The 12922-nt window shown below is 46.9% G+C and carries 5 protein-coding genes; 2 read left to right on the forward strand and 3 right to left on the reverse strand.

What is annotated here, in order from left to right; translation table 11 throughout:
• Positions 1-296 precede the first annotated feature (296 nt).
• Positions 297-1862 carry a RagB/SusD family nutrient uptake outer membrane protein gene (locus GJR95_RS26980; protein ID WP_162388809.1) on the reverse strand — a complete coding sequence of 522 codons (1566 nt, stop codon included), beginning with the start codon at positions 1860-1862 and terminating at the stop codon, positions 297-299.
• 105 nt (positions 1863-1967) lie between these two features.
• Positions 1968-5033 carry a SusC/RagA family TonB-linked outer membrane protein gene (locus tag GJR95_RS26985; RefSeq protein ID WP_162388810.1) on the reverse strand — a complete coding sequence of 1022 codons (3066 nt, stop codon included), beginning with the start codon at positions 5031-5033 and terminating at the stop codon, positions 1968-1970.
• A 474-nt stretch (positions 5034-5507) separates the two neighbouring features.
• Between GJR95_RS26985 and GJR95_RS26990 the strand changes: the two genes are divergently transcribed.
• Together GJR95_RS26990 and GJR95_RS26995 are read left to right on the forward strand one after the other, a co-directional pair.
• Positions 5508-8465 carry an FAD-binding and (Fe-S)-binding domain-containing protein gene (locus GJR95_RS26990; RefSeq protein ID WP_162388811.1) on the forward strand — a complete coding sequence of 986 codons (2958 nt, stop codon included), beginning with the start codon at positions 5508-5510 and terminating at the stop codon, positions 8463-8465.
• Between the two features lie 255 nt (positions 8466-8720).
• Complete coding sequence (locus GJR95_RS26995; protein WP_162388812.1) at positions 8721-11267, forward strand: GEVED domain-containing protein; 2547 nt, start codon at positions 8721-8723, stop codon at positions 11265-11267.
• On the opposite strand, the gene GJR95_RS27000 is transcribed toward GJR95_RS26995, so the two are convergent.
• Positions 11236-12666, reverse strand: a complete 1431-nt coding sequence (locus GJR95_RS27000; RefSeq protein ID WP_232540875.1) for an APC family permease — start codon at positions 12664-12666, stop codon at positions 11236-11238. The two genes, GJR95_RS26995 and GJR95_RS27000, sit on opposite strands and share 32 nt — an antisense overlap.
• Positions 12667-12922: the final 256 nt, after the last annotated feature.

The raw sequence follows: 12922 nt of genomic DNA on the forward strand, positions 1-12922 counted from the left end.
GTTACTGATGGCGAACTGATAACCACGGTCCGCCGTTGCGACCGTCCGCGGCTGCGGTGGCACGCATCTAAGCGAAAGCCCTAATGATTTTAGTAGAAGCAGTTTCAATACGTTTTTAACGAATGCGTTGGTGTATCTTTCTGATTTGCATGACTTTCATAAAGCCATAGTCTGCCAGCGGTAGCACGGCGTTTTGCAAAAGTCATGGCTTACTAACTGTCAGGTATCCCAGTTGACAAGAAACAAAACAGCAGCCCACTATCAGGCTGCTGTTTAATCAATCTAGTTAAGATAGCCTAGTATCCGGGATTCTGTTTCAGATTCGGATTACTATCAACGGCACGTTGTGGAATTGGGAATAATACTTTCGTATCAGCCGATTTCGAAGGGCGGTTATCTACCGGATCGAGGAAGGTACCAAAACGAATCTGGTCATTCCGACGCCAGCCTTCCCAGTACAATTCAAATCCACGCTCGGCCAAAAGAGCCTTTGCATCAATTGGCGTCTTAGCAGCGACACCACGCGTTGTGCGCAAATTGTTTACAATCTGTTCAGCTGTCTGTCCGGATGGATCGGTCCCACCGCGCAGAATGGCTTCTGCTTTCATTAGCAGCAAATCAGCATAACGAAAGAATACATAGTCGTTCGCAGGATTGTCCAGAAAGCCTGGCTGAGGGAGGTATTTAACTACCCGTATTCCTTTAGCCTCCAGCGCATAAGAGAGATTAACATCAGGCGTAAAAACGAGTGGGTTACCACTTCGATCTTTCAGCGGGGCACCTTTCTTATCAAATTGCTGACCCACCAGAAAACCAGCCCGCACGCCTATACTGTCCGTTATGCCCGTAACAGCTTTGCCTAAACGCTCATCAGCCTTATCAAAGCTATTATAGAAATCAGCCAGTGTTGTGAAACCGTTCCAGCTACTTGGTTGCTGGTTATAGTGCAACGTCATGTAATAACGGTTACGCACGTTTCCTGGCTGAGCAGAATTGTCATTCGCGATGACATATATGTTCTCTTTGGATGCTGTTGAGTTGCTGGGCGAGAAGTTATCAAAATACGCGCCTTTCGGTTGTAATGAGAACTTACCCGATGCAATAACCGTATTACAGGCTGCAATGACAGCATCCATATCAGCCTTTGCAAACGTAAACGGACCGGCTGGCGAAGCGGCTGGTTGCTTATATACAGCTTTGTTTAGCAGTATTTTAGCCAATAGGAACTGAGCTGCTTCTTTAGACCCTCTATTGTTGGTAGCTGCCGTTACAGTTGGCAGATTCGGTATAGCCGCTGTTAAATCTGCGACTATATAGTCAGTAGCTGCTGAACGATCAAGCACTTTAGGGTTTGCATCAGCGGCATCTGTTGCTTCACGAACCGGAACCTGTCCGTATAAATCAACGACATAGAACATAAAGAACGCCCGCAAAAACTGCGCCTGCGCTTTAATAGCGGCATCGCTCCCAGCTACTGAAATTGTCTGCGTAGCCTTAAAAGCACCGCTGTTCAAATTGTCCCAGGCATTGTTGATCTCAACGTGTTCAGGTGTCCAGGTATGCTGATGCAGCTTGCGCCAGGTACCGAAGTCATCCCAGTCTGTTCCCCGCGTAGGGCCCTGCATTTCGTCAGTCGGATGTTCTTCCATTGCATAAGTTCCACCCTGACCATTAGCCAACGCATTAAGAGCTGAAATAGCCCCCTGCAACGAACTGGCTGGATCGATGGGAACGGAAGTAGAACTAGCTGTTTCTGAAGATAGTTTTCCCAGAACAGTATCATCCAGTTTAGAACAACCCGCTGTACCAAGCAACAGCGTGGCGCTCAATAACGTGATTGTTTGATATTTAGTAAACTCCATGAATAGTTTTATTAAATGGTTTTTGCCTAATTCGAGCCCTTCATATCTCCAAGAAAACCAGTTTGCTTACGTATTGGAAATACGAAAAATTCATACAATTAGTTTTTAAAATCCAACATTTAATCCCAGCGTAACTGTACGTGGCGATGGGAAAGGTGTGTAGTCAATCGCCAGCGACGGAATATTATTGAGCGTTTTGATCGTGTTCACCTCTGGATCAAGGCCTGTGTAGCTCGTAATAAGCAACAAATTTTGCCCAGACAGCGACAGGCTCAATGTTTTTGCAAAACCACCCTGTGGCAACGTAAACGCATAGCTAACCGAGGCATTGGCTAACCGAACAAAATCGCTCTTTTCAAGGAAACGAGTCGATACTGAACCTGAGTTCAAGGGACTTTCGCTACTGCTGGCTACATCCTGCGTTACATTGCGGCCGTTTTTCAGAGATCCTTTCAGGAAGAGCGCGTTTGCGGTATTGTTATAAACATAGCCCCCAAACTGGCTGTTGAAGAACAGACTGGCGTTGAATTTGCCAAACGTAAAATTGTTCGTTAAGCCAAACCGCATCCGGGGAAATGGATCACCCTGAATTTTCGATGCACCACCATCAGCATACGTACCCAGCCCATTGGCATCGAGGCCAGTATAGGTCTGCATAATGAACGAGAATGGCGCATAGCCGTCCCGAATGGTCTGCCCAAAAGCACCCGAAAGGCCCTGTCCGTCAATTGGCCCTGTTGGTATAGATGTGCCAATCCCCTGCACAACAGGTTTCAGGAATGTAGCATTCGCTGCGACTTCCCAGCTGAACTTTTGTTTTTGAACGGCCTGGAAATTCAGCGAAACTTCAACTCCCTTGTTGATAACTTCACCGGGCAGGTTCACCCATTTGTAAGTAACAGGAGCCGGCTGTGCATAAAACACCTGAAATAGCAGGTTGGTAGTCGATTTGTTGAAATAATCGACAGAACCACTTAACCGACCTTTCAACACGGTGAAATCAAGACCAGCGCCATAGGTTGTATTCTGCTCCCACTTGATATTGGGGTTCGGGTTGTTATCCTGCACAGTTGACCCATCTGAGTTCCGGGTAAAGATGATCTTCGATACGCCCCCTGCAAAGTCCTGATTCCCCGTAACACCGTAGTTAACCCGTAGTTTGAGGTCATCAAAAATACTCTTTGGCACAAAGCTTTCCTGCGACAAACGCCACGCTCCTGCCAGTGAGGGGAAATACCCATATTTATTATTTATCCCAAACCGGGACGAACCATCAGCCCGTAACGTAGCGGTTATCAGGTATTTATCCTGAATGCTATAGTTAACACGGCCAAAATAGGACTGGAGATCATTCTGCGAGTGATCGGATGTTGCACCAAATGCCTTATAGGTTAGTCCGTTCGCTCCGCCCAGATTGTCTGTATAGCTAATTACATCCAGGTTATAGCCAAAATAGCTAGCCAGGGCTGTGTTTTGCTGGTTGTTGAATTTCTGATATGAAAAGCCAGCCAGAGCTTCCAGGCTATTTCCAGCTATCTTCGTATTATAATTCAGTGTGTATTCAACCAGCTTTGAGGTGCGGTACTTATTATTGATAATAGCAGCCCCATTGCCCTGAACGGAAACCTGGTTATTACTGATCGCCAGGTTAAAGTTACCTCCCAGACGCGAATCGAGTTCCGTACGACGTACTGCGGTTGCATTATCAATACCAAAGTTAGCTTTGAACTGTAATCCTTCCAGGATCTGCCAGGTTAAACTCGCGTTTGCCAGCGTCCGGTTGGTTTCGCCCCGGTCGCGATCATAGGCAAGAATAGCAGCCGGATTACGGAAGTCACCACCAGGTTGATAGAATGTCCCATCAGGGTTGGTAACCGGATAGGTTGGGTTAGCCTGAATGGCTGCTCCAATCAAATTCCCCTGAGCACCCGCATTCGTGGTATTCAGAACATACTGGTCCTGAAGGTTCGAAGTCGTTGCATTTAATGCCAGCGTTACTTTGTGATCAAACAAGTCATGACTGGCATTGATACGGCCGGTTATCCGCTTCTGACCCGAATTTCTGACTATACCTTCCTGGTCCTGATAACCAACAGAGAACCGATAGCGGGTATTTTCGTTACCACCGCCAAAACCGACGTTATAGTTCTGGGTAACACCCGTCCGTAAAATCTGGTCCTGCCAATCCGTAGAGGCTTTTTTGTCAACCTGGCTAAGATCACCACCAGCCGCTGTTACACCAGCCAGAAATTGCTGTGCATTCAGAAGATCATACCGCTTGTAGGCCGAGGCTACACTGGCCGAGGCCGAGAATGTAAGGTCGCTCTGACCAACTCTTCCTTTTTTTGTTGTAATCAACACCACACCATTGGCACCTCGAGCGCCATAAATCGCGGAAGCTGAAGCATCTTTAAGTACCGAAATATTTTCGATATCAGATGGATTCAGGAAGCTCAAGGGGTTACGTGGGGGCGATGTACCACCACCAAAATCCGTCGTTACGCCCGTATCACCACCATCGAGAGGCACACCATCAATAACAAACAATGGGTTGTTGCCAGCACGCAGAGAAACCGCACCCCGAATTGAGACATTGATACCTGCACCTGGTTCACCACTGGAAGGGGTAATCTGAACGCCCGACACACGGCCTTGTAATAATTGTTCTGGCGAAGATATAACCCCTTTATTGAAGTCTTTGGTACCTAACGATGCCACTGATCCAGTAGCATCTTTTACTTTCTGCGTACCATAGCCGACTACAACCACTTCCTGAAGAGCTTTGGTATCGTCAACCAGTTTTACATCTATGGTTGAACGATCGCCTACTGCTACCTCTTGCGTTACGTAACCGATAAAACTCAATACAAGTGTGGCATTATCTGGTACATTCGCTAAAGAGTATACACCATCTCCATTAGTTGTTGCTCCCCGCTGTGTCCCTTTTAACTGAACGCTTACCCCTGGTAAACCAAACCCAGTAGGGTCTGTTACTTTACCTGTTACGGTACGTCCCTGCGCCCATGCTACCGAATTACCAAGTAGCATAATCATTACCAGCATCGACAGAAAACCAAAAGCCGTTTTCCGCGCAAATAGCTGGGGTTGAGTAGTCCCAACCTGACCTACGTAACCACCAAAGTGGCTACTAGTGTAGGATTTGTCCATCATAGGTTTACAGTAAAAAGTTTAAAATATGGTATGTTGATTTAGGTTAAAGATGGTATGCTATTTATCCGCTTCGTTTCCCAAAATACTCACCGCCGAACAGGGCTGCACCCATCCTCGATTATTTTGGTAACTTGGTTAGATTTTATAGAACATATACCTGAACCAGATGGCAAATTACTAAATCTCATCCTTAAAATACAACGACTATAGTTAAAATCGGATTAACTAAAGTCAATATTGTATCATAATTATTGTTAAAAACCATGAATTGAATCTGATCGATTATATTTTACTAATTACTTATTTAGAATATATCTTCTTTATAATCAAGTAGATAATTAATATGAATGCGTCAAATTATTATAACTATTTCCTGTTAAACAGACTTATGAATTTCACAGGTCCGGTTGATAATTTTGGCGTATTAACAGCTAATTTTGCTTAAATTCTGGCAGATGCCACTGTTTTAGTATTATGGATTCAGAAGTTATACGCCGTTTGTCTGAAAAACTGTCCGGCAATGTCTACGACGACCGTACCTATCGTACACTTTATGCGACAGATGCGTCGGCCTATCGTGAAGTACCAACGGCTGTTGCTGTGCCCAAAACAATTGATGATTTAAAGACACTGATTGCCTTTGCCCGACAGCATAAAACATCGCTCATTCCACGCACAGCCGGAACATCTCTGGCGGGGCAGGTTGTCGGCAGCGGCATCGTTGTCGACGTATCCAAACACTTTACAAAAATTCTGGAAGTCAATCCCGAAGAGCATTGGGTACGTGTCCAGCCAGGTGTTGTCAGAGACGAGTTGAATCTGTTTCTAAAACCATATGGCCTATATTTTGGGCCCGAAACCTCCACGGCAAACCGAGCTATGATTGGTGGTATGGTCGGCAATAATTCCTGCGGATCGAACTCGGTCGTCTACCGGGCAACCCGCGAGCATACCTTATCCGTAAAAGCGCTACTGGCCGATGGAGAAGAAGTAGAGTTTAGTAGTTTGAGTAGCTGGGATTTTACAAAACAGGTCAGTGAAGCAAGCCGTAAGAATGGCTCCGCAACGGTGGCCGATAACATAATACTGAAGACAAACGCGATTTTGTCTGATCCGGGAAATCAGGTGGAAATCCGCCGGAACTTCCCCAAAAAGACCATCGAACGACGGAATACGGGCTATGCTTTAGACGCATTGCTCGATATGGAACCATTTACACCGGGTGGAGAGCCATTTAATCTGGCCAAATTCATTGCCGGTTCAGAAGGAACGCTTTGTTTTCTGACAGAAATTAAACTAAACCTTGTTCCGCTCCCGCCTAAAGAAAGCGGGTTAGTCTGTATCCATTGTCATTCGATTGATGAGGCACTCCGGGCTACCCTGGTATCGCTTCATTATAAGCCCTACGCCGTTGAATTAATTGATGACATTATTCTGGAACGGGCTGATTCTAATCCTGAACAACGAAAAAACAGCTTTTTTGTCCAAAAAACACCCACAGACCATTTTCCGATCATTCTGGTTGTAGACCTTTCGCGCGATACCCGTGCCGAAATTGAGTCGCTGGCAGCCGAAATGGAAGCTGAGCTACGGGCGGCAAACTTAGGCTACCATTACCCTTTACTATTTGGCGAGGATACAAAAAAGATCTGGACACTCCGCAAAGCCGGACTCGGCCTGCTTGGTAACCTCCCCGGCGACGAAAAAGCGGTAGCCGTCATTGAAGATACGGCCGTAGATGTCCACGATCTGCCCGACTACATTCACGATTTTAACGAGATTCTGAAAAAGCATAACATGCATTCCGTGCACTATGCTCACGCAGGGTCGGGAGAATTACACCTTCGCCCGATCATCAATCTCAAAACGGAAGAAGGACACCGGCAATACCGAATGATTGCCGAAGAAATTGCAACGCTGGTAAAAAAATACGATGGTTCGCTTTCCGGTGAACACGGCGACGGGCGATTGCGGGGAGAATTTATCCCGCAAATGGTTGGACCGCATAATTATGAACTAATGCGGCAGATTAAACATACCTGGGACCCCGATGGTATTTTTAATCCTGGCAAAATTATTGAAACGCCCCCGATGGACACGTTCCTGCGGTATGAAGCAGGCCAGCAAACACCCGAGTTTAAGACTTATTTTCGCTATAAAGACCAAAATGTTCTACAGCATGCTGAGCAGTGCAATGGTTCGGGCGATTGTCGAAAAACGCAGGTATCTGGCGGAACAATGTGTCCTAGTTACATGGCAACCCGTAATGAGAAGGATACGACGCGGGCGCGGGCTAATATTCTGCGGGAGATGCTGACGCGCTCACCGAAGGAAAATCGCTTTGATCACGAAGAAATTAAAGAGGTATACGACTTATGCCTGTCCTGCAAAGGCTGCAAGAACGAATGCCCATCGAATGTGGACGTGGCAAAGTTAAAAGCCGAATTTTTGCAACAATACTACGACACAAACGGTGTACCCATCCGGTCGAGGCTGATCGCTAACTTTGCCCGGCTGTCGAGTGTGGCGGCACTTGTTCCCTGGGCATGGAACGGCGTATTAGGAACACCATCGCTCCGGCGCATTGCCAACAGAGTGGTTGGTTTTCACCCCGACCGAACAATGCCTTTACTGAGTAATACAACGTTAAAGAGCTGGGCATCCGGTCGCTCGGATAAAGACCCGAAACGAACCGTTACAACCCAGAAACTCTTTTTGTTCTGCGACGAGTTCACAAACTATAATGACGTTGAAGTTGGTCAGAAAGCGATTCTGTTATTTGAACGGCTGGGTTATACCGTCGTCATTCCTGAGCATGGCGAAAGCGGTCGTGCTGCCCTGTCGAAAGGGATGCTTAAATACGCAAAAACGCTGGCCGAACGTAATATCCGATTGTTGAAGGATGTCGTTACAGCCGAAACTCCATTAGTTGGACTGGAGCCTTCGGCCATTCTGACCTTCCGCGACGAATATCCTGATCTAGTTGATGAATCACTGGTGGCCGATGCTAAGCATCTGGCTCAAAATGCGTTAACCTTTGAAGAATTTATCGCTCGCGAATCAGACGCCGGGCGCATCCGAACGGAGCAGTTCACGGATGAAAAACGGCTTATTAAACTGCATGGGCATTGTCAGCAAAAAGCAGTATCATCGTTGGTGCCCGGAAAAAAGGCGTTGTCATTACCTCAGAACTACACGACACAACTGATTCCTTCGGGCTGTTGCGGCATGGCTGGTTCATTCGGATACGAAGCTGAACACTACGAGGTTTCCATGCAGATTGGAGAACTTGTCCTGTTCCCAGCTGTTCGTCAGCAGCCCGACGATGTGATTATTGCCGCCCCCGGCACCTCCTGCCGTCACCAGATTAAAGATGGTACAGCCCGTAAAGCTAAGCACCCTGCCGAGATTTTATTTGAGGCATTGAAATAGCTAATAGCTATACTGTCTCTGCTTAACTGAGCGCTATGCAGAGACAGTATAGCTATTTCAATGTCGGCTATAGGACTTTTTATTCACTATATTATTTAGATAGGTTAAATCTTGTACTTTTAAACCTTCGCTCCCAGCTCATTTACCCATATAATCAAAACACTAGTAAAAAGTAGCATGGCCTGTTGTTATTGGAGCTACAATAATTGAGATTTGATAAACAAATGCCGCCTTTCTAACTACGATTTCATAGGAATGGTATATTATTTACGGGTATGGACTGTTTGCCTTGGCTTTCTGCTTCCATTTTTTTCGTCGGCTCAACGTGCTCCGTCCAGCGTTTCGCTAGTGTGTGCTACACCCGATTTATCTGCCAAAGAACGCCATACACTTACTAGTCTGGCAGCATTCGCTTTAAGTATGAAGCAGGCTTCGGGCCAGCCGCTGGCCAGCCTTACCTATGTGCCAATTCGCCCTCACATTTACCGCCGTAGCGATGGTACTGGTGGCATAACGCTGGCCAAAATGAATAATATTATAGCTACTACGAATAGCTACTACCTGCTCAATGGTAGTGGCATTCAATTTTATTTTTGCGGCACTTCACCCGAATATATAGATAACGATAATCTCTATAACAGCTTCCCGGCCTTTAATGAAACATCCGTTAATGGACACGATGCTACCAATGCCTTAAATCAATATTATGTCAATGCCTTTAGCCAGAGTGGATTAGGAGGCTATGCGTATTTCCCGGACAACACAATTCAGGCAACGCGTTCATTTATTTTGAATGAGTCGGATGAGGTCGATCTGGGTAACCGCTTACTTCCGCACGAGCTTGGCCATAATTTTGGTTTATTTCATACGTTTGGCAACCTGAGCACTGGTACCGACGAATTGGTAACCAGAGGTGCAGGCGCTAACTGCGCATTGGCGGGCGACGAGTTGTGCGACACCCCTGCCGACCCGTATGGCTTACCGGGTGCAACCACAATTTATATCAATGGCTGCGAAACGTATAATGGCACCGCTAAAGATTCGCAAGGGGCTTCTTTTGCACCATCAACGACTAACATTATGTCGTACTACTTTCCCTGCACGCATGATTTCACGCAGGGGCAGTATGATCGAATGCAGGCAGGGCTGGCATTGCGCCAAACACACACCGCTTATTCACTGGATTGCCCGCCTACGAGCGTTTCAGCACCCAGTAACGTCGTGGCTACTATCAATAATGGTAACGTATTTATAGCCTGGCAGGATAATGGAGCCAATGAAATGGGCTATTTCATTGAACGGTCTACCTTGCCTAACACTGGTTTCGTGTCCATTGGCGGTGTAGCTCCCAACAGTACCAGTTACACAGACACAAAAACGGCCCCTTTAACCACCTATTATTATCGTATCAAACCATCAAACGCCACTACGCAGGGAATCAGCCCAACGGCCAGTGTTACGACGCCGACCTGCCATCCGATCTACAGTTCCTATACCTGCACAGAAGGTGACGGCTTAAATGGTTTTGTACTGAATAGCAGTATACTGAGCCAAAATTCTGGTTGTTCATTAGGAGGGTATAACTCCAGCACAGTAGTTTCTACAACGATAGTGGCCGGGCAATCGTCATCATTCACCGTGACGTTAATACCGTCAAACTATAAGCAGGGAGTTACAATATGGGCAGATTTGAACCGGAATGGTTCGTATGAAAGTAACGAACTCCTCTACCAGACGCCTGCCATACTTACAGGGCAATTTTCGGGAAGCATCACATTCCCGGCCAATTTAACGGGCGGTAATTTGGCGTTACGAGTAGTTGACGCATACAATACCATTCCTACCGATCCGTGCGGAATCTATCTCTACGGCGAAACGGAAGATTATCAGATACAAGTTGTTGCTCTACCTTCGGCAGACCTTAGGTTAAGTATGCAAACGAATACCCGAACGCCAGCCACGAATCAACCGGTCAGCTTTTCGGTAACTCTACAGAATAGAGGTCCTTCTAATGCAACAGGCATTAGCTGGCAAAACAAGCTGCCGCCCAATCTTAGCTTTGTCAGTAGTGATGCTGGTGTATCAAGTTCGGGCACAGCCGTAAGTGGCAGCGGCATAGCGCTCAACAGTGGGGCCTCGGCTACATTTGTGTATCAGTTAATGCCTACTCAACCGGGTGTCTATGTCAATTCGGCCCAGATAGTAACCAGCAGTCTATACGACCCTAATTCACAACCGGGATCAGGAACCGGTGACGGCCAGGACGATGCAGCAACAGTAGATATTCGTACCTCACTCAGCAGCTCAATAGTGTATGCTTCGCCCAATCCGAATCAGACACCTCTCCCTACCGTTATTTCCGGTCAGCCAACTCCTGACCCCGCAAAAGCTGATCTGTCTGTGCTTATGAGCGTGAATACCCGTACTCCAGCAAATGGTCAGCCAGTTACGTTTACCGTCACAGTTACAAATGCCGGGGGATTATCAGCGAATACTATTGTGGTACGCGATACATTACGAGGGCTGACCCTAACCAATTCGCCCACAGGCGCTATTGTAGTAGCAACAGGAGCTAACTACACAATTATCGAAGGAACGATCAATTCACTATCCGCAGGCGGATCGGCCCAGATGGTGTTTACAGCAATACCCAATACAACCGGTTCTATTATGAACGCGGCTCAGATCTGGTCAGTTTCTACGCTGGATCCTGACTCAACGCCAGGGTCAGCAAATCCTACCGGCAATAACCTCAATGGGGAAGACGATGTTAGCTGGATTGATCTTCGTGTAGTCCCATAGCCGTATCGCTCCGATTGAACGGCCATTGCTGACGCAAACCGGCTGAGATCAGGAACGCTACTATGCCGACACTAATGACAATGAGCCCGGAGAGCATGAATGTCAGGCCCGTTGAAAAGAAAATAAAGAGCCATACGCTGATCGCTAAAAGCACCGGCAATGGATAAAGCGGCATCCGAAACGGAAATTCGGTAATTGCCCGTCGGCGGTGGAGGAGTAATAAACCAATGGCCTGTCCGACAAACTGCACAATGATCCGCATAGCCAGAATGGCCGTAATAACATCACCAAGGCGAAAAAGTAAGCTAAAGACGAAACCTAATCCGCCCAAAAACAGCAACGAAACATAAGGGAATTGGCGGGTCGGGTGTAAACGGGCGAAGATCGGAAAAAACTGCCCATCAACAGCAGCGGCATAAGGCACCCGTGAGTATCCGAGTAAGACCGCAAATAAAGACGAAAAAGCCACTAGCAACACCAAGATTGTAGCAAATTGAGCCACTTTTGGTCCATAGAGCGTTTCGATAAAGAGGCTAACGATGAAATCACTGTTTTGGGCTTCCTGCCAAGGCACCACACTGACTACGCTGAGATTCATGAGTAAGTAAAGAGCAGCAATCCCAGCAATGGAAATAAACATACTGGCAGGAATATTACGAGTTGGCCGCTGAATTTCACCACCTAAATGGCAAACGTTATAATAGCCCAGATAGCAATAAATTGTTTTCACGGACGCATGACCAAGACCAGCTGCCAGCAATCCACCACTAACTGAACTCATCGACTCAAACGTGTCGGACAACGGAATTCTGGCATTGCTTAATCCGCCGATAATAATCCAGCCCAGGGTTACCAGCACTGCTCCCCACATAATCAACCCGATTTTCCCAATCGAGTCGATTTTCCGGTATAGTAATACGATAATAACCAGGACAACTCCGCCAGAAACCGCTTTACGCTGCCACTCTTCCAGCGGCATCAGGTAAGACATATACTGCGCAAAACCAATCGCACCAGAAGCCATTACTAAAGGAGCCTGAATGAGTGTTTGCCAGACATATAAAAAGGATAGCAAACGCCCCCAGCGTTTTTCGCCGTACGAAATTTTCAGAAAATTATAGCTTCCCCCCGCCTGCGGAAACGCAGCGCCCAATTCTGCCCAGACAAACGCATCGATCACCGAAACGAACGCTCCTAATATCCAGGCCCACAGAAACTGAGGCCCACCCAGCGTTTTAATAACCAGAGGTAACACGACAAACGGGCCGATTCCGACCATATCAATCATGTTCAGGGCTGTGCCCTGAAGCAGATTTAGTCGGCGTGGTAACGCTGAATCCGTATCCGATAATGGGGGTACCGGTGGCTCTGAAGGATTGGAAGGTGTAGAATCAATCAATAGCGTAATGGAAAAAGAGAATGATCTACCAAACGATCAGGCAACGGTCATTCGAAGCGTAAAAGTTCGATTTCTCACCCGTATTTTTGGGAGCTTGTGTCCGGATAACTCGTAAATGAGTTCAAGCGAGGCCCGTTGATCCATCAATAAAGGGCATACAATCTTTATAATGCCAGCCAATTAGTATGGAAACCACATAAAACAAAAAAGCGTCGCTGCCAGATCTTATGGCAGCGACGCTTTTTTAGCGTTTACC

The sequence above is a fragment of the Spirosoma endbachense genome (genome assembly GCF_010233585.1).
GTDB lineage: Bacteria > Bacteroidota > Bacteroidia > Cytophagales > Spirosomataceae > Spirosoma > Spirosoma endbachense.

Bases quoted from the DNA above. Each gene is read 5' to 3' on its own strand.
- GJR95_RS26990 (WP_162388811.1), top strand. From the start codon at position 5,508: ATGGATTCAGAAGTTATACGCCGTTTGTCTGAAAAACTGTCCGGCAAT.
- GJR95_RS26980 (WP_162388809.1), bottom strand. From the start codon at position 1,862: ATGGAGTTTACTAAATATCAAACAATCACGTTATTGAGCGCCACGCTG.
- GJR95_RS26985 (WP_162388810.1), bottom strand. From the start codon at position 5,033: ATGATGGACAAATCCTACACTAGTAGCCACTTTGGTGGTTACGTAGGT.
- GJR95_RS26995 (WP_162388812.1), top strand. From the start codon at position 8,721: ATGGTATATTATTTACGGGTATGGACTGTTTGCCTTGGCTTTCTGCTT.